Source organism: uncultured Tateyamaria sp. (genome assembly GCF_947503465.1).
Taxonomy (GTDB): Bacteria; Pseudomonadota; Alphaproteobacteria; order Rhodobacterales; family Rhodobacteraceae; genus Tateyamaria.
Genome location: NZ_CANNDN010000002.1, coordinates 572,056 through 590,849 on the forward strand (window position 1 = coordinate 572,056; position 18,794 = coordinate 590,849).

17 protein-coding genes are annotated in these 18,794 nt (G+C 59.3%); 12 read left to right on the forward strand and 5 right to left on the reverse strand.

Features of this window, described 5'->3' with window-relative positions; translation table 11 throughout:
• The first annotated feature begins 163 nt into the window (after nucleotides 1–163).
• From Q0844_RS15400 to Q0844_RS15420, 5 genes are all read left to right on the forward strand, one after another.
• Complete coding sequence (locus tag Q0844_RS15400; protein ID WP_299046552.1) at nucleotides 164–823, forward strand: ATP-binding cassette domain-containing protein; 660 nt, start codon at nucleotides 164–166, stop codon at nucleotides 821–823.
• Nucleotides 801–2,480 carry a capsule biosynthesis protein gene (locus Q0844_RS15405; protein WP_299046555.1) on the forward strand — a complete coding sequence of 560 codons (1,680 nt, stop codon included), beginning with the start codon at nucleotides 801–803 and terminating at the stop codon, nucleotides 2,478–2,480. The genes Q0844_RS15400 and Q0844_RS15405 overlap by 23 nt, the downstream gene beginning before the upstream one ends.
• 14 nt (nucleotides 2,481–2,494) lie before the next feature.
• The gene (gene kdsA / locus Q0844_RS15410) at nucleotides 2,495–3,328 is read left to right on the forward strand and encodes a 3-deoxy-8-phosphooctulonate synthase (protein WP_299046558.1); all 834 of its coding nucleotides are present in this window, start codon (nucleotides 2,495–2,497) and stop codon (nucleotides 3,326–3,328) included.
• A 17-nt stretch (nucleotides 3,329–3,345) separates the two neighbouring features.
• Nucleotides 3,346–4,842, forward strand: a complete 1,497-nt coding sequence (locus Q0844_RS15415) for a phosphomannomutase/phosphoglucomutase (protein WP_299046560.1) — start codon at nucleotides 3,346–3,348, stop codon at nucleotides 4,840–4,842.
• A 150-nt stretch (nucleotides 4,843–4,992) separates the two neighbouring features.
• Nucleotides 4,993–6,918 (forward strand): PhoX family phosphatase, encoded by a 1,926-nt coding sequence (locus Q0844_RS15420; protein WP_299046562.1) that lies wholly within the window; start codon nucleotides 4,993–4,995, stop codon nucleotides 6,916–6,918.
• Between the two features lie 112 nt (nucleotides 6,919–7,030).
• Here Q0844_RS15420 and Q0844_RS15425 read toward each other — a convergent pair whose 3' ends face one another.
• The 5 genes from Q0844_RS15425 to Q0844_RS15445 all read right to left on the reverse strand — a co-directional run bounded on the left by Q0844_RS15425 (nucleotide 7,031) and on the right by Q0844_RS15445 (nucleotide 11,346).
• Nucleotides 7,031–8,314 (reverse strand): TRAP transporter large permease, encoded by a 1,284-nt coding sequence (locus tag Q0844_RS15425; RefSeq protein ID WP_299046566.1) that lies wholly within the window; start codon nucleotides 8,312–8,314, stop codon nucleotides 7,031–7,033.
• A 9-nt stretch (nucleotides 8,315–8,323) separates the two neighbouring features.
• Nucleotides 8,324–8,848 (reverse strand): TRAP transporter small permease, encoded by a 525-nt coding sequence (locus tag Q0844_RS15430; RefSeq protein ID WP_299046568.1) that lies wholly within the window; start codon nucleotides 8,846–8,848, stop codon nucleotides 8,324–8,326.
• 79 nt (nucleotides 8,849–8,927) lie between these two features.
• Nucleotides 8,928–9,908, reverse strand: coding sequence for a TRAP transporter substrate-binding protein (locus Q0844_RS15435; RefSeq protein WP_299046570.1), 981 nt, complete (start codon nucleotides 9,906–9,908; stop codon nucleotides 8,928–8,930).
• A 214-nt stretch (nucleotides 9,909–10,122) separates the two neighbouring features.
• Nucleotides 10,123–10,635, reverse strand: coding sequence for a redoxin domain-containing protein (locus tag Q0844_RS15440; RefSeq protein ID WP_299046572.1), 513 nt, complete (start codon nucleotides 10,633–10,635; stop codon nucleotides 10,123–10,125).
• 18 nt (nucleotides 10,636–10,653) lie between these two features.
• Complete coding sequence (locus Q0844_RS15445) at nucleotides 10,654–11,346, reverse strand: GntR family transcriptional regulator (protein WP_299046575.1); 693 nt, start codon at nucleotides 11,344–11,346, stop codon at nucleotides 10,654–10,656.
• A gap of 258 nt (nucleotides 11,347–11,604) precedes the next feature.
• Between Q0844_RS15445 and Q0844_RS15450 the strand changes: the two genes are divergently transcribed.
• The 7 genes from Q0844_RS15450 to Q0844_RS15480 all read left to right on the forward strand — a co-directional run bounded on the left by Q0844_RS15450 (nucleotide 11,605) and on the right by Q0844_RS15480 (nucleotide 18,662).
• A complete protein-coding gene (locus Q0844_RS15450) occupies nucleotides 11,605–12,348 on the forward strand; it encodes a glucose 1-dehydrogenase (RefSeq protein WP_299046578.1) in 744 nt (247 codons plus the stop codon).
• A 20-nt stretch (nucleotides 12,349–12,368) separates the two neighbouring features.
• Nucleotides 12,369–12,680 (forward strand): cupin domain-containing protein, encoded by a 312-nt coding sequence (locus Q0844_RS15455; protein ID WP_299046580.1) that lies wholly within the window; start codon nucleotides 12,369–12,371, stop codon nucleotides 12,678–12,680.
• Nucleotides 12,681–12,914: 234 nt separating this feature from the next.
• Nucleotides 12,915–13,925 (forward strand): serine hydrolase domain-containing protein, encoded by a 1,011-nt coding sequence (locus Q0844_RS15460; RefSeq protein WP_299046582.1) that lies wholly within the window; start codon nucleotides 12,915–12,917, stop codon nucleotides 13,923–13,925.
• 80 nt (nucleotides 13,926–14,005) lie between these two features.
• Nucleotides 14,006–15,208, forward strand: coding sequence for an AraC family transcriptional regulator (locus Q0844_RS15465; protein WP_299046585.1), 1,203 nt, complete (start codon nucleotides 14,006–14,008; stop codon nucleotides 15,206–15,208).
• A gap of 148 nt (nucleotides 15,209–15,356) precedes the next feature.
• Nucleotides 15,357–15,563 (forward strand): hypothetical protein, encoded by a 207-nt coding sequence (locus Q0844_RS15470; RefSeq protein WP_299046587.1) that lies wholly within the window; start codon nucleotides 15,357–15,359, stop codon nucleotides 15,561–15,563.
• Nucleotides 15,564–16,216: 653 nt separating this feature from the next.
• On the forward strand, nucleotides 16,217–17,248 hold the full coding sequence (locus Q0844_RS15475; protein ID WP_299046589.1) for a LacI family DNA-binding transcriptional regulator: 1,032 nt from the start codon (nucleotides 16,217–16,219) through the stop codon (nucleotides 17,246–17,248).
• Between the two features lie 115 nt (nucleotides 17,249–17,363).
• Nucleotides 17,364–18,662: a sugar ABC transporter substrate-binding protein gene (locus Q0844_RS15480; protein ID WP_299046798.1), complete on the forward strand. Its 1,299-nt coding sequence runs from the start codon at nucleotides 17,364–17,366 to the stop codon at nucleotides 18,660–18,662.
• Nucleotides 18,663–18,794: the final 132 nt, after the last annotated feature.

An 18,794-nucleotide genomic window follows, 5' to 3' on the forward strand; every position in this document is an offset into this window, starting at 1 on the left:
TCCCCTGCAACAATGCCCGCCTGAACCTATACATTTATCGGGACATTGGACATAATATCGCCAAAGTCGGTGAATAGACCGTTAAGACCCCTCTGGTAACGAGGGCACCGGTCGCCCACCTGAAGGTGTGGGGGCAGAGCAGACACCGCGGAGCAACGCAAGGATGCTTGAGTTCGAAAACGTATCCAAGTCCTTCTGGACGGGCACACAGCGCAAGGTGATCCTTGACCGTGTGTCCTTTCGGGTGGAATTGGGCAATTCGTTTGGCATTCTGGCCCCGAACGGCACTGGCAAGACGACGCTGATCAACATGATGGCGGGCCTCGAAAAACCCGACGAGGGCGAGATCCGCCGCAGCTGCAACATCTCGTTTCCGCTGGGCTTCATGGGGGGCGTGCTGCCCAAGATCTCGGCGCTGGAAAACTCCCGCTACATCGCGCGGCTCTATGGGCTCGACCCCGACTATGTCGAAAGCTTCTGCCGCTGGCTCTGCAACCTGGGCGAATATTTCGACCAGCCGCTCGGCACCTATTCATCGGGCATGCGGGCGCGCTTTTCCTTTGCACTGATGCTCGCGCTCGACTTTGACATCTATCTGATTGACGAGGGGATGCCCGCATCCACCGACGTCGAATTCAACCGCAAAGCCGGTGATGTGCTGCAGGAACGATTGCGCACCACCACCATTATCATTGTGTCTCACCAGGCCCAGACGCTCGAAAAGTTCGCGCGCTCTGCGGCTGTGCTGCTGGACGGCAAGCTGCATATGTTCGACACGCTCGAAGAAGCGAAACGGCTCTATGACTACGAAACCCAAAGCTAGAAAATTTCGCATCAAGCGGACGGCGCCCGCGCTTGGCACGTCGCATGCCGCCACCGCGCGTGATGATGGCCCGCAAGCTGCTCAACCTGCCGCGCCGGCAGCACCGCCGCCGAAACATCCGCCGGCCACTCCGCAACAGGGCGAGGTTGCGTCGGCCACCGAGGTCCAAAGCGAAAACACCATCGACACGATCCGGCAAGAGGGGCTGACGGGCCGCCAGCTGCGGATGGCCCGCAGGGTTGCACAGAAACACGGGCTTGCGCCCACGTCGGATTTCGACGCCGTGCGCCTTCTGCGCGCACAGGGGATCGACCCGTTCCAACGGTCGAACATGCTGGAACTTGTGGTGCCGCAGGCCGGGGCCGAACCGCATGAAGGCGGCGCACCTGATGCATTCGCGAACCTGCCTGCCACCACCGGCGGCGCGGGCGCCGCGCGCACCCAATTGCCGCAAACGATCCAGCCCAAGCAGCAACAGCTTCCCTCGACCGAGTTGAGCCCCGCGGAACGGCGCACACAGGAAATCCAGAACATCCAGCGCGACATTGCACGCCGTCGTCGCAAGAAGATGGGCCTCCTTCTGGTCCGGCTCGCGTTCTTTGTCGTGTTGCCCACGTTCCTTGCGGGATACTATTTCTATTCCATCGCCACGCCGATGTATGCGACCAAGTCCGAGTTCCTGATCATCCAGAACGAGGGATCGGGTGGCGCCGGGCCGCTGGGTGGCCTCCTGCCCACGCAATTTGCCAACAGCTCGGACAGCATTGCGGTCCAGAGCTTTCTGCAATCAAAGGATGCGATGCTGCGGCTGGACCGTGACGTGGGCTTCAAATCGCATTTCACGCAGGACTGGATCGATCCGATCCAGCGCCTGAGCGACGATCCCACAAACGAAGAGGCATACAAGACGTTCACCAAGAACGTCAAAATCGGTTACGACCCGACCGAAGGTATGATCCGCATGGAAGTCGCAGCCGCAGACCCTCAAGTGTCGGCAGAGTTTTCCAGCCAACTGATCGACTATGCCGAAGAACGGGTGAACGGGCTGTCTGCCCAAAAGCGTGACGACCAGATGCGCGACGCCCGCGAAGGGTTCGAACGGGCAGAGGCGGAACGCCGCGCCGCGCAGGAAAACCTGGTGCGCCTGCAGATCGAGGGTTCAACGCTTGACCCGGAAGGCGTCATCGCCAGCCTGCGCGCCCAGATCGGGCAGCTGGAAACGCAGATCATCGAAAAGCAGATCGAACTGCAAAGCCTTCTGAACAACTCCCGCCCCAATCAAAGTCGCGTGGACGGTGCACGCAGCACGCTTGAGATCCTCGAAAACCAGCTTGCGCTGCTGAATGCCAAGATGACCGATGTCAGCCAGGGCGAAAACTCGCTGGCCGAACTGGCGGCGCGCATCCAGATTGCGCAGGCCGACCTCGCGTCGCGCGACCTGATGCTGCAATCGGCCCTGCAACAGATGGAACAGGCCCGCGTCGAGGCCACGCGGCAGGTGCGCTATCTGACAGTGGCCGTGGAACCCATTGCCCCCGAGGAACCGACCTATCCGCGCGCATTCGAAAACACGATCTTGGCTTTCCTCGTCTTTGCAGGCATCTATCTGATGATCTCGCTTACCGCGTCGATCCTCAGAGAACAGGTGACCAGCTAGGGTCAGGACCCAAAATGAAACATGTTGAAGTCGCCGGTTTGACGATCGGCAATGATCGCCCGTTGACAGTGATCGCAGGGCCCTGCGCCCTGGAAAGTGTTGATCTCGGACAGGAAGTTGCGGGCCGCATGAAAGAAGTCTGCGCCGCCGCGGGCGCGCAATATGTCTTCAAGGCCAGCTACGACAAGGCCAACCGCACCTCGCTGTCCGGTGGCCGGGGCATGGGTCTTGATGAAGGGCTCAAGGCCCTGCAATCGGTCAAGGACGCCATCGGCGTTCCGGTCCTGACGGACGTACACACCGAAGCGCAATGTGCGCCCGTCGCCGAAGTGGCTGACATCCTGCAAATCCCGGCATTCCTCTGCCGCCAGACTGATATGCTGCTGGCCGCGGGCGCCACCGGTGCGGTCGTGAACATCAAAAAGGGTCAGTTCCTTGCCCCCTGGGAAATGCCCAACATCGTCACCAAGGTCGAAAGCACCGGCAACACCCGTATCCTGCTGACCGAACGCGGCACCTCCTTTGGCTACAACACGCTGGTGGCCGACATGCGGTCGCTGCCCCAGATGGCGCAAACCGGTTACCCGGTTGTCATGGACGCCACCCATTCGGTGCAACAACCGGGTGGCAAGGGGGGCTCATCCGGCGGCCAGCGCGAGTTTGCGCCGGTCATGGCCCGCGCCGCCGTGGCCATCGGCGTGGGCGCGGTGTTCATCGAAACGCACCCCAATCCCGATACCGCCCCGTCGGACGGGCCCAACATGATCTATCTCGACCAGATGCCCGCCCTGATCGAAACGCTCATGCAATTCGACGCGCTTGCCAAGGCGCGGCCCATGACAGCTTAAGTCCGCGAGTTTTTCACATGACCAAACCTGCCGACACCGTGACCCCGAACACGTGGAATTTCCTGCGCGATCCGATGATCAAGCCGACAGGCTTTCGCGAATATGACGCGCGCTGGAAGTACCCGGACGAGATCAACCTGCCAGGCATGACCGCCCTGGGACTTGGTCTTGGCACGCAAATGCAGCGGCGCGGGATCGATCCGGTCATCGCCGTGGGCAACGATTACCGCGACTATTCGCTGTCGATCAAAAACGCGTTGATGCTGGGGCTGATGCAGGCCGGCATTCAGGTCAAGGATATCGGGCCTGCCCTGTCCCCCATGGCCTATTTCAGCCAGTTCCATCTGGATGTGCCAGCCGTCGCCATGGTCACGGCCTCGCATAATCCGAACGGCTGGACCGGCGTGAAAATGGGTTTTGACCGCCCCCTTACCCACGGCCCGGACGATATGTCGGAACTGCGCGATATCGTGCTGAACGGCGCGGGCGAACCGCGTCCCGGCGGTGGCTATGAATTCGTGCACGGCGTACGAGAGGCGTATCTCGATGACCTCGCCCGCGACTTCAAAATGACACGCAAGCTCAAGGTTGTCTGCGCCACCGGCAACGGCACAGCCGCCGCTTTCGCGCCGGATCTTTTGCGCCGCATCGGGGTCGAGGTGGTCGAAAGCCATGCAACGCTCGACTACACCTTCCCCAACTACAACCCGAACCCCGAAGCCATGGAAATGCTGCACGACATGTCGGCCAGCGTGACGGCATCAGGCGCGGACCTCGCGCTTGGCTTTGACGGTGACGGCGACCGTTGCGGCGTTGTGGATGACGAGGGCGAAGAGATCTTTGCCGACAAGGTCGGTGTCATCATGGCCCGCGACCTGTCGAAACTGCACCCGAACGCCACCTTTGTCGCGGACGTGAAATCCACAGGCCTCTTCGCTTCGGACCCCGAGCTTAAGGCCAACGGCGTGACGGCGGACTACTGGAAGACCGGCCACAGTCACATGAAACGGCGGGTCAAGGAATTGGGCGCTTTGGCCGGTTTCGAAAAATCCGGGCACTACTTCCTCGCCGAACCCGTGGGGCGTGGATACGACTGCGGCATGCGGGTCGCGGTCGAGATCTGCAAGCTGATGGACCGGAACCCCGATATGAAGATGTCGGACCTGCGCCGCGCGTTGCCCAAGACCTGGTCGACGCCCACCATGTCGCCATATGCATCCGACACGGAGAAATATGACATCCTGGACCGGATCGTTCAGAAACTGACCGCTTTGGCAGATACTGGCGGCACCGTCGCGGGTCGCCAGATCAAGAGCGTGGTTACCGTCAACGGCGCGCGCGTGATCCTTGATAACGGGGCCTGGGGGCTGGTCCGCGCATCGTCCAACACGCCCAACCTGGTTGTGGTTTGCGAGAGCCCCGAAAGCGAAGACGAACTGCGTGCCATCTTTGCCGATATTGATGCAGTGATCCGCACCGAGCCGGGCGTCGGGGACTACGACCAGACATTCTGAGCGCAAGTGTTCAGGCCGCAGAACGGGCAATTTTTCGCCACCCGCCAAGCGGGAATGGACGCACCGTGTCATACTGTTGTGACGATCCTCCTGCACCGTCCGTGTAGGCAAAATTGCCACCAAAAAACTGCCACCTGACAGGAAGCAATCATGAAAAGAATTGAACACGACGCCCTCTCGTTCGACGAGTGGGACGAACATCATTTCCCCCGCCCCGAAACCAACGATTTTGATGCCGTGGTTGACCGCGCCATTTCGCGTCGTGGTTTCCTTGGCAGCGTGCTCGCCTTTGGGTCGGGTGCTGCCGTGATGGGTACCGGCATGCTCAAGGGCACCACGGCGATGGCACAGCAATCGTCGCGCTTCGCGTTTGAGCAATTGGCCCCCCAAACCGACGGCACCGTGCACGTGCCCGATGGCTACAAATGGGACGTTTTGGTCCGCTGGGGCGACCCGCTGTTCTCGGACGCGCCTGCATTCGATGCAGCAACCGGCATCCCGACCGCAGGATCGGACCGCGTCTTTGGTGAAAACACCGACGGTATGGAACTGTTCCACATCGGCGATACCGAACTGCTGGTTGTCAACAGCGAATATGTGAACACCAAGATCAACCTGCCTGCCGATCAGGAAGGCAATCCTGCCTCTGCCGACGATATCGTGCGCCTGCAGAACTTCCAGGGCGTCAGCGTCATGGAAGTGACCGAAGATGAAGACGGATGGAAAGTGGTTGTCGACAGCCCTTACAACCGCCGCATCCACCACCGCACGCCCATGCAGATTGACGGCCCCGCCGCGGGTCACGACCTGCTGAAAACCGACGCGGACCCCACCGGCACTGCATCGCTTGGCACGTTCAACAACTGTGGCTCTGGCCGGACGCCCTGGGGCACCTACCTGACCTGCGAAGAGAACTTCAACGGCTATTTCGGCACAACAGAAGAACTGTCGCTGTCTGATGTGCATGCCGCCGGGTTCCAGCGCTACGGCGTGAACACCGACGTAGATACGGGCCGCTACAACTATCACGGTTTTGACGAACGGTTCGACATCTCGAAGAATCCGAACGAGCCGCATCGCGCGGGCTATATTGTCGAGATTGACCCCTGGAACCCTGACTCGACGCCGGTCAAGCACACCGCATTGGGACGTTTCAAGCACGAGAACGCCGCCTATGCCCTGACACCCGAAGGGCAGGTTGTGGTCTATATGGGCGACGACGAACGCGGCGAATACATGTACAAGTGGACCAGCCGTGACATCTATGTTCCCGGCGGCGACACCTCGACCTTGCTGAGCGAGGGCACGCTTTCGGTTGCCAAGTTCAACGACGACGGCACCGGCACCTGGATCGCGCTGACGCCGGAAGACACCGGCATGACCGAAGCGGAAATTGCTGTCTTCACACGGATGGCGGGCACCGCCGTTTCGGCCACCACCATGGACCGTCCCGAGTGGATCGCGGTCAATCCGACCGCGGTGGAGGCATATTGCTGCCTCACCAACAACTCGCGCCGCGGGGCCACCAATGATGACGGGTCGATCCGCACCAATGCGGCTGGCGAACCCATGGTCCCCAACGCCCCCAACCCGCGCGAGATCAACCGCTATGGTCAAATCGTGCGCTGGCGTCCGCACAACGATGACCACGGTGCATCTACCTTTGACTGGGACCTGTATGTCATGGCTGGCAACCCGACCGTGCACACCGATGGGCCCTATGCCGGATCGGCAAACATCAATGCGGGCAACCTCTTCAACTCGCCCGACGGGATGCAGATCGACACCACCGGCCTGATCTGGATCCAGACGGACGGAGACGACGACAACGAGGGGGAATTTGCCGGCATGGGCAACAACCAGATGCTGGCAGGTGATCCGGTGACAGGCGAAATTCGCCGTTTCCTGACCGGCCCCAACGGGTCCGAAGTGACCGGTCTGACATGGTCAGCGGATCGCCGCACCATGTTTGTCGGCATCCAGCACCCCGGCGCACCATTCCCGGATGGCGACGGATCGCTGCCGCGGTCGGCCATTGTTGTCGTGAAACGCGACGACGGCGCATTGGTCGGCTAAGACCAGCCGCATAACCGCAGACAGGGCGCCTCGTTTCGAGGCGCCCTTTTTTGTCGGTCAAAGCACATGTTTGGTCACGGATTTCCACCCGGTATCCGTAGCCCGATCGCGGTTACCCGCCGACCAGTGACGGCAACGTCAGCGAGATTGCAGGCACAAAGGTAATCAGCATCAAGGCGACAAGAATTGCGATGTAGAACGGCCAGATCGTCCGCACCGCCTTTTCCATCGGCAGCTTGCCGACAGCACATCCAACAAAAAGGCAGGACCCGACAGGCGGCGTGCACAACCCAAGACCCAGATTGACCAACAGGATCATCCCGAATTGCAGCGGATCAATGCCAAGGCTGTTTGCGACCGGCAGAAAGATCGGCGTACAGATCAGGATCAGCGCCGCCATGTCCATGATCATCCCAAGGATCAGCAAAACCAGGTTGATCATCAGCAAGATAAGGATCGGGTTTTCCGTGAGGCCGGTCAAAAGATCAACGGTCTTGGCAGGGACCCGATAGAAGGTCAGCATGTATGCAAACGCCCCTGCGCACGCGATCAGGATCATGACCATGGCGGTGGTACGCACCGAAGAAATGACCGCCGTCTTGAACTTGTCCAACGTGATGGATCGATAGACCAGAAGCGTCACCAGAAAGGCATAGATGGCGCCGAACGCACCGGATTCGGTCACCGTGAACACGCCAGACAGCACGCCACCCACAATGATGACCGCCGTCAGCAAGCCCGGGATTGCCCCAAGGAATGCCATCATCAGGGCCGTCCAGCCGGGGAACTTTTCTGCGCTGTAACCCCGTTTGACCGCGACGAGATACGCAGCTGCCGCAAGGCAGATGCACATCAGAATGCCCGGCACGACGCCTGCCAGAAACAGTTTCGAAATCGAGATACCGCCTCCTGCCGCGATGGCAAAGATGATCATGTTGTGGCTGGGCGGGATGATGATACCGGCAATGGACGAGGTCACGGTGACATTGACAGCATAGTCCGCATCGTAGCCCTTTTCCTTCATGACCGGCACAAGGATCGACCCGAGAGCAGAAATGTCGGCAATGGCCGATCCGGAAATGCCGCCAAACAGCATCGACGAAAACACGTTCACGATCCCCAGACCGCCGCGCACAGCGCCCACCGCTGCCTGGGCAAAGCGGACAAGCCGCATGGCGATGCCGCCATGGAACATCAGCTCGCCCGCGAAAATAAAGAAAGGGATCGCCATCAGGGCAAAGACGTTGATGCCCGACACGATCCGCTGAAAGCCGATCATCAGCGGCAGCCCTTCGAACCAGAACGCGACGATTGCGGAGATACCGAGAGCAAAGGCGACCGGGGTGCCGATCACGACACAAAAGGCGAAAGCGCCCAGAAGAACTGCGATTCCCATGGGCCGGTCCTATTCGATGCTGTCGGCGCGTTCATCCGCACCCAGGAACAGGCGGATGAGATGACCAGCCGAAAAAAGCAGGATCAATCCTCCGCCAATGGTAAGTGGCAAGGATCGCAGGCCTTCGGGAACCTGGAGCAGCGGGATAAGGGATCCCCATTTGAACAGGGTCAGTTGCCATCCATACCACAACATCAGTCCGCCAAAGCCCGCCATGGCAAGGTCAGAGACACCCAGCAGAATGAACCGAACAGGTTTGGAAACTGAACTGCGCAAGATGGAGACCGACAGATGCGTATTCTCATGCACACCAACCGCCGCCCCCAGAAATGCGATCAGCATAACAAGAAGCAACGCGACCTGTTCCACCCATGTGGGGGTCGCGTTCAGGACATAGCGACCAAAGACCAACCAGCCGAAAATGACCGTCAGCACAACAAGTGCAGTTCCCGTCAGAATCTTGCAAAGAAGGGCAATTCCATCCAGCACAACAGACATGCTCTGCAACTGCGGCCTGTGCAATGCGTCACTCATGAAGTGGTCCTTGAGATACAGGGACCCGGCTCCGCCTTGGCAGAACCGGGACGTCTTCGAAGCTTGATCCGGAACCAGGTTACTCGGTGGCCTGGATCATTTCGACCAGAGGCCGCAGGCCTGGATTGCTTTCGAAATAGGCTTCGTAGACGGGACCCATCGCGTCCTGAAAAGGACCTTTGTCAGCGATTTCATTGACGATCACGCCACCGGCTTCTACTGCTTCGCGGCTGGCTGCTTCGCGAGCGGCCCACAATTCACGCTGCAGGATCGCCGATTCCTGGGCCGCTTCGGTTACCGCGGCCTGCATGTCGGCAGACAGCGCCTGGAAAGCGGCCGTGTTGACGCAGATGCATTCGGGAATAATCAGGTGCTGCGACAGAGAGTAGTAGCCCGCAACTTCATAATGCCCGGTGGATTCGTAGGACGGCCAATTGTTTTCGGCACCGTCCACGACACCCGTTTTCAAGGCCTGGTACACTTCGGCAAATGCCATGGGCGATGGGTTGCCACCCAGTTGCGCAATCATCCCTGTGAACAGGTCGTTGTTCATCACACGCACTTTCATTCCCGCGACATCCGCTGGCGTATTGATTGCCTTGTCGCCGTTGTAAAAGGACCGCGCCCCGGCGTCATACCAGGCCAAAGGGGTCAGCCCCTTGGCGGCCATGCCTTCGGCAATTGCCGCCCCACCCTCGCTGTCGAGAACCCGGAACATATGCGGGACGTCCTTGAAGACAAACGGCAGTGACACGACATTCGCCTCGGCGACAATGGGACCGATGGGACCAAGGTTGAAGTTGCCGACTTCAAGCGCACCGGCGCGCACCTGCTCGACCGCGTCAGGCTGGCTGCCCAATGTCCCGCCATGGAACATTTGCAGCGTCACCTCGCCGCCCGTTTTTTCGGCCAGCAACTCTGCGAATTTGTCCATGGCGACGGTGTTTGGATAGCCGTCGACGTGGATGTTCCAGCCACGCCAGTCTGCCGCGTTGGCCGTAACGGCCATGACTGCGGCAGCTGCCGCACCGACCAGTGATTTGGTGATGTTGTTGAACATGAAGTCCTCCCTTGCGATCTGAGCCAGTTCGATAGCGCGCCCTGCTTTGCCTTGGACGCGGGTATGTCCCGCCTTGACCGGCAAAAGACGGCAACTTGGCGTCTTGATGCACTCATCAGACTACTAGTATACCAGTTCTGTCAACTGAATTGTTTTGCCCATACGCCCAGCGAAGTGCGCCACCGAGGACCGAAAACACAAACGATCGGGCAGGTCAGGCGGTGCCGCGCACCGGGCGATTGTTCGTGATGTTGAAGGTCATGCCGTCCAACAATTCGGCAAGATCAGGTCGCGCAGCGGGACCGTTGGAAATGTCGACCAGCATCAATGTGCCGTCGGGGCGAATGCCAAATGCGCCAGGTTCCGCAAAGCGATCCGAGGTTTCCGCCTCTGACAGTGGGTCAGAAACATAAAGCCCAAGCGACCGCATCTGAAGTTCGGTCAATCCGTATCCAAGGTCGAAGTTCCACGCAAATTCAGCCTGATCCAGACGCGCCTTTTCCTCGGTATCGGCAGAGACGACAAGGACATCCATGAGGTCCGTCCACTCAGACAACATATCATTCAGCTTGTTGAGGAACCGCTTGCATCGCGGGCAGTGTCGCCCGCGGTAAACGAACAACATGGTCCAGCGTTCCTTGGCCTGACCGACCGAGACCGCGCCTGCACCCACAGTCGCGAACTCAAACGGGCCGACGGGCTTTCCGACGTGGGGCTTCGGTGTCATCTTGGCAATCCCCTGCTCTCAGGTGTCATCAGGGACGAAGTAGTCCGCATTGGTTTGAGATATCTGGTTGATCGTCTCGTCCAGCCGGGACAGGTGATGAACACCGACCTGGATCGCGGCACCCGCGTCGTGGTTCTGAATGGCTGTCGCGATCGCGCGGTGATCCTCCACCAGCTCGGGCATGCGGTCCCCCTTGGACAGGCTAAGGGTGCACAACCTGTCAACTTTCGACTTTTCGGCCAGTATGACATCGAAGGCGAATTCCGACCGCGCAATCTGGCAAATCAGTTTGTGAAACTCGTAGTCAAGTGTGTTGAAGCGGTCGATGTCCCGGTCTCTGACGGACTGTTCCTGCAAGTTCAATGCCGCGCCAAGCTGACTCGCACCGTCATCGTCGCACTGCTCTGATGCACGCATCAGCACTTCCTTTTCGACCGACAGGCGGACAAAGCGTGACTTAACGATTTCGCGCATGGAAAAGCGTTTCACCTCGGTGGCGCGTTGCGGGCGGATCAGCAACAAATCCAAAGTGGCCAACCGGTTGAACGCGTCCCGAACCGGTTGTCGCGACACACCGAATTTCGTGGCGATATCCGCCTCGGAAATCTTGTCACCCGGCCGCAGCCGCAACGCGGAAATCTCTTCGTAAAGATAGGCGTAGATGTCATCTACGCTTGTGCGGCGCGCACCGATTTGAGTTACTTGCGCCATCTGACCGCCTCCGTACCGTGTCGTCTTTCGCCGGGTTTAATGGGTTTGCGGCGCGACGAACACTCCAATTGCAGATGCACAGACCCGATCACCTTGCAATCTGAACACCGTGCATCCGCAAGCGAAATAACACTGATTGACTAGTATACCAGTTTCCGGGAAAAGTGAAATCGAATCTGGATCAAGGGACGGCGCGGGCGCCTATCTCCCCTGCCCTATCGTCAAAAATCCAGGCAAAAATGGACGAAGGATGACAGCATGAAACTTGCCGGACAAACGGCCATCGTGACCGGTGGCGGCCGCGACATCGGGCTTGCAGCAGCACTTAGGCTCGCATCGGAAGGTGCAAATGTGGCACTCAACTACTTTTCAAGTGGCGCAGGCGCAGATGCTGCCGCTGAACACATCAAGCAACAAGGCGGCCAAGCGTTTGCATTGCAAGGCGATCTGACACAGCAATCCGACGTCGATGCGCTGGTCGCCAAAACTGTCGACGAATTTGGCGGCATCGACATCCTGGTGAACAATGCAGGTGGCCTGATCGCGCGCAAAACCATCGCAGAGATGGAGTTGGCCCACTGGAATGCAGTAATGGATTTGAACGTCACAAGCGTGTTCATGATCACCAAGGCGTGCCTTGCGCACATGACATCAGGTGCAATCGTGAACCTCGCCAGCCAAGCCTCCCGGGACGGTGGCGGTGCAGGTGCTGTCGCCTATGCCACGTCCAAGGGCGCGATCACCACCATGACCCGTGGCCTCGCAAAAGAGCTTGGCCCCGACATCCGTGTAAACGCCTTGTGTCCCGGCATGATCGATACGGACTTCCACAACATTCACACCGCAGACGCCGCCCGCCGTGGGTTCGAGGCAACGGTCCCCGTCAAACGGCAAGGGACAGTCGAAGACACCGCCAATCTGATCCTGTTTCTTGCCTGCCATGATTCGGCATTCATCACGGGCGCGAATATCGACATCAACGGCGGCATGCTGTTTTCGTGAACCGCAAGGGGCCCTTTGACATGACCGAATACCCAATTGTCGTGACCAGCGACGGCGTGACCCGTCAGGTGCTTGCCGATCATCCCGACATGATGGTGGTTGCGTTCCGGTTCGACAGCGTGGGCGCCATTGGCGCGCTACACGCCCACCCACATGTTCAGTCGACCTATGTCGAGACGGGGCGCTTTCGCTTCACGATAGGTGATGAAATCCGCGACGTCGCGGCCGGAGACAGCTTTGTCATCCCGACCGGCGCACTGCACGGGTGCGAATGCATGGAACCGGGTACGCTGATTGACTGCTTCACGCCGCGCCGTGACGACTTTCTTTGAAGCCGGTTAAGCGGGACAGGCACGCGCCGCGGACGTAGGGGATCAACGCCCGCCGCAACGTGGCCGTTATGGCGGATACCGGGTTCACTCCACGCGGGTTTGGGGCGCCACGGTCTTTTTCGGTCCTTTTTGTCCATCCCTACAGGTCCGGGCGATGCCTCTGGTTTTTGAAACCACAGTGGACATGGACAGCCTGACCACTGAAGCCCCATTCGACATTGGACACCCGACCACATGAACCGACGTACCTTTAACGCGACAGCGATCGCCGCTGCCGTGTCGCCATTGCCGCGCCAGCTATCCGCAGCAGCCGTTTCCAAAGCCTCGACCGGCTACCAGTTTGCCGCGATCAATGACGGGCTGCTCACAGTCAAGCACAGCGGCATGGCCCGCGCCGGAACCGCCGTCGACGATGACACCCTGTTTCAAGTGGCATCCTGCTCGAAAACGGTGACGGCCCTGGCTGTCCTGGCTCTGGTGCGCGACGGACACGTTGACCTGGACGAACCGGTCAACCGGTATCTCCGCCGATGGCACTTGACCGGAGCCAGGGGCGCAAAGGCAAGTATCGCGGAACTCATGTCTCACACGGCGGGCACGACTGTACATGGGTTCGAAGGCTACGAGCCGGACGAAGACCTTCCAGATCTGACCGAAATCCTGGGAGGGCACGGACCGGCGAATTCAGGTCCCATCCAGGCACGTCGCAGGCTGTTTCGGCAGTTCAGATACAGCGGTGGCGGCACAATGGTTTTGCAAGCGCTGATCGAAGACGTGACCGGCATGGATTTCGCGGCTTACACACGTGATGCGGTTCTTAAACCCGTTGGCGCATCCGGCGCGACGTTTGCAATCATACCGGACGCACCTTTCGCACACGGGTCCTTTGAAAACGGCAAGGCGCTCAACGGTGGCTTCAGAAGGCACCCCGAAAGCGCTGCGGCCGGGCTCTGGGCCACTGCATCTGATCTTGCCCGGATATTCCACGCCGTGCTTCGCGCGTTGGACGGGGTGCGCCACGCCCTCATCCCGATCGCATTGGCCGAGCGTATGGTCACACCGGTAAGCAGCGGCGCAGGTTTAGGTGTTTTTGTGTCCCCCGGCCCGATGATTTCGCATCAGGGGCGAAACTTCGGTTTTGATGCAATTGTGGTTGCCGATCTCAGAACCGGACGCGTCCGTGCGGCTGTCACAAACCAAAACGGCGCCCTTGATACATATGCCCGCCAACTCTTGCCTCAATGACGCGACCGGTCGTGCTGGTCTTCTGACCACTGCCGCTTTAGGGGATTGGCCCATTGACGGTGTTTGAGACAGTTTGATGCATGGATGATGTGGTCGTGGAACTGACCAGCACGGGCACCTTCGCCATCGCGGCGTTCGGTGCTGTGTTCTGTTTGATGCAGACGAAGTATTCTCGCATCAACCGCAGTTTCGCGGCGTTTCTTGCGGCAGTGGCCATGAACAACCTGCCCGATGCGTTTCGGCAGCTGATCGACGCGACGCCAACTCTTCATGGACCTGCAATCGACATCGCCGTATGGCCCAGCAACTTTTTGCTGGGTCCGCTTTTCTGGATATACGTCTTCATTTTGACGTCGCCGGAACAAAAAAGGCCCACGCGGCTTTGGCGACATTTTGTGTTGCCGTGTCTCGCCCTGCTGGCAGCCCTCCCGGTCCTGGCGGCATCGCCCGATGTCAGCACCGCCTTGATGTCGGACCAAGGGGAGGTGGACACGGCATGGACACTGGCCCTGATGGTGTGGGTCGGCGTGCTGCAACTTGCCGTCTATCCTCAAATTGCTCTTTACCTTGTCCTGATCATACGCCGACTGTCGCGGTTCCGGCAGAAGTTGCGGGATGTGTATGCCAGCACGGAACGGCACGAATTGCGCTGGATCTATGTGATTGGCGGGCTTGGCGCGCTGTTTTGGCTGACGCAAGCGGGCTTGCTGTTCGTTGCCTTCGATACAACGGACACCGAAACGCCGGCTGCATTCCTCATTTTTGCAAGCCTGGCCGGGTTTGCGCTCGTCTCGGCAACCGTGCTTTGGGGGTTGCGGCAACGCCCGCCTCTGGTGCCGGACGTCGAAGACCCAAATCCACCTGAACCGCCCGCCAGTGAAACGACGAAAAAGTACGAAAAGTCGGCACTTAGTGACGAGGCGTCCCAACGGCTTGGTCGCAAACTGCGCGCCGCGATGGAGATTGACCATCTGCACCGCGACCCCAACCTGTCGCTTTGGGCCTTGGCGCGTCACACCGGGGCGTCCTCAAACTACATTTCCCAAACGCTCAACGAACAGATCGGCGAAAGCTTTTTTGATTTCGTGAACGGGTATCGTGTGGCCGAGGCGAAGACGCTGCTTGCAACGACCGACAAATCCGTTTTGACGATAACCTATGATGTGGGGTTCAACGCCCGTTCCTCATTCTACAACGCGTTCAAGCGCATAGCTGGGCAAACGCCGTCCAGTTATCGAAAAACGATGTCTCAGCGTGACGGTTTGGACGACAGCAAATCCTGATTGGGCCACGTCCGCCCCATTACGACTGATCAGGACACCCGAACACGCCACCACTCACACACACGCAACCGGAACGAGGTGACATGCGCCAATTGTCTGGTGCTGCGCGCCTCGTTTGTCATCCGCCCTGCACAAGCGGGGTCGGGTCATGGAAAACGAGAAAGGTAAAACCATGAAAAAATTTCTTATCATTGCTGCACTTGGCCTCAGCGCGTGCGATTCACCGGCGGAAATCGCTGCAAGCGATCAGCTGGATGCAGCCTGTCTGAACGGAAACCTCCAGGCCTGCGCCGCCGTTCAACAACGGGTCAATGCCCGCAATCAAACCTTGGCCACGTCGGCGGGGGGTTTCTAAGTGATCGCGCCCGAGCGGCATCTGCGGAAAGGGTCGCTCGGGACGCCGGAAGGCTTGAAAGCGCGCCCATACTGTCAGTGTCCGTTCCATCGGTGGTGATTGTGCCCGGCGCATCCAACAGGTGCCCGACCCAGGTCCCACTTGGGTCGGCGCGCCAAACCCGCCTTTTTCATGCCTCTACATCCGCCCGGGTGTTTCCGCGGTGCTGGCATGACTGCTGCAAGGAACTTTTGAATGTTACGCAAACTTGCATACGGTGCATTGGTCGGCTCTGCGGTCGGCGCCCCATTTGGCTATTTTGTATTCGATGGCCTTCCAGGCGCGGTTGGCCTGTGTTGCTCGATAACCGCCTGCATCTGGGGTGCGCAGTTCAGTTCACCGGAAGACAGCGACGAAGAATCGTGAGGGCGAGGCGCTGGGTGATCAGACAGGGCGCATCCTTGTCAGCCGAATAAGCGCGCGCCGCCATCGGCGTTCCCCTGCACCGGGCGACCGGCCGGACCGGCCCACAACCAGCGGCCAAAACCTGTGCAGACTTTCGGCATTTGCCTGAAAAACCTGACGGCACGGGGTATTGCCTTGACGCATCCGGGGCAAGTTAAATACCTTATCGAAGTTACCGCGCGATATGTTTGCACGCATCAGGTGTTAAAATGGGACAGCCGAAAATTCGCAATATGGAAGAATTCGCTGCGATCAGCGGTATTTCCCGGCCAACTGTGTCAAAGTACTTCAATGATCCGGAAAGCGTCCGGGCAACTACTCGGGCGAAAATAGAGGCCGCCCTGAAAAAGTACGACTACCAGCCAAACGTCTTCGCGATGAACCAGAACAGGCGCACGACCAAGAACATCGGTGTCGTTGTGCCAAACCTCGCCGACCCGTTTTTTTCCGAGATCGGCAGGCGCGTGGAACTGGCCTGCATCAAGGCTGGGTACAGCCCCATTCTGCTAAGCTCTCACGGCAGTGCCGACATGGAACGGGACAACCTGAATTCACTGCGGTCGCTGAAACCGGCGGGCATTTTGCTGGCACCGTTCGGACGGATGTCGGACGAAGCTGCGGTCCGGGACATCGACCGGGATTTTCCGCTTGTTCTGTTCGATGCGAACATGAGCGGGATCGGCCAGGCATTCGCCGGCACGGACAACGCGCAAAGCGTTGATTTAATGGTTGAGTACCTGTGCCGCAGCGGTGAACCACCCTGCTTTTTCGAGATGAAGACGCCCACGAACCCGAATGCCAACAAACGGCACCAAGCCTATGTCGAAAGTATGGAGCGGCACGGACAGGTCCCGCGCATTTTCCAGGCCGATGGCGAAGGCTGGAACTTTGAAGAGATCGGGAGCACCGAAGGTGGTCGTCTGCTGTCGTCCAGGGCATTCAGCACCAACACCGTATTGTGCAGCAATGATCGCCTTGCAATCGGCATGCTGTCGGCAGCGTACGGGCTTGGGCTTTGCGTGGGACATGGCGCGGACTGCGACCTGCGCATTGCCGGACATGATGACCACCCGTTTTCCAGGTTCACCTGCCCTCCCCTGACGACAATCGCGCAGGACTATGAAGCGATTGCAAATCATGCGGTTAGCGAACTTTTCGGGATGCTTGAAAACGATGAACGCCTTTCGGATCGCACGGAAACGACCTTCGAGGGGCGCCTGGTCATGCGGGACTCCGCCTAGGCCAATAGCTATACGCCAGCACCCTAGATAATTTGCGCGCGTAAATTTTTTATTGACTTCGCGTCACCACCCCTTGTACGTTTCCTTCGATCGCCAAACACGGAGGAAATTGGGGATGTCCATCAAGAAAACACTGTATTGTGCAACGGCACTGTCACTGGTGACAGTTGGCGGTGCTCTTGCCGACGGTCATGCGAAAGAGCTGACAATCGCGATCGTGAACAACGGTCACATGATCAACATGCAGAAAGTTGCAGAAGCCTACACAGAAGAAACAGGCGTTGCACTGAACTGGGTGTCGCTCGAAGAAGGCGTGCTGCGCGAGCAGGTCACATCCGACACCGCCACCGGCGGCGGTCAGTACGACATCATCAACATCGGCATGCAAGAAGCACCCATCTGGGGCGCAGCCGGCTGGATCGAACCGCTTGAGTTCGGCGCCGAGTACGACGCTGACGACATCCTGCCCGCCATGCGCGAAGGCCTGAGCCATGACGGCACGCTTTATGCGGCACCGTTTTACGGCGAAAGCTCGATGGTGATGTACCGCAAGGACCTGGCCGACGCGGCTGGCGTCACCATCGCCGACAACGACAGCTGGGAAAACGTCAAGGCAGCCGCTGCCGCAATGCACGACCCCGACAACGGCGTTTATGGCGCATGCCTGCGCGGCAAGCCCGGTTGGGGCGACAACGCGGCCTTCATCACCACCGTGGCCAACTCGTTCGGCGCACGCTGGTTCGATGCAGATTTCAAACCCCAGCTCGACTCACCCGAATGGAACGCAGCCGTCAGCTTCTATGTTGACCTGCTCAGCAGCTACGGCCCTCCCGGTTCGGAAGGCAACTCGTTCAACGAGATCCTGGCGCTCTACAACGAAGACAAATGTGGCCTGTGGATCGACGCGACAATCGCCGCCTCGTTCCTGGAAAACCCGAACGTCGCCTATGCACAGTCGCCTAACGCCGGTAACCCGGTAGGTGCAAACTGGCTGTGGGCGTGGGCGATGGCCGTGCCCGCCGGTACAGAGAACGCCGAAGAAGCAAAAGCCTTCATCGAGTGGGCCACGTCCAAAGACTATGTGCAGGCTGTTGGCAACCATCCCGACTTTGGCTGGGCCAAAGTTCCGACAGGTCAGCGCGCATCGACCTACGCAATCCCTGAATTCCAGGCTGTTGCAAAATTCGCAGAGGCTGAAATGGCCGCCATCGACTCCGCTGCACCCGGCGCCACGGACCTGAAGCCATACGTTGGTGTCCAGTTTGTCGCCATTCCCGAGTTCCCGGAAATCGGCAGCGCGTTCGGTCAGGAAATGGCCGCGGCACTGTCCGGCGCGAAGTCGGTCGAAGATGCCTTGGCCGCGGCTCAGGAAGCCGCTGACTCGGTCATGAAAGAAGCGGGTTACTACGAGTAATTCGAGCAGACCAGGAAGGCCCGGGACCCCCGGGCCTTCACCCCAAGGGCCCATCGAAAGCCTTGCCCGATCGGGCATACCGTTCGAAACTGAAACCCATAGAATTTTAACGCACTGCACGCGGCGGACAAA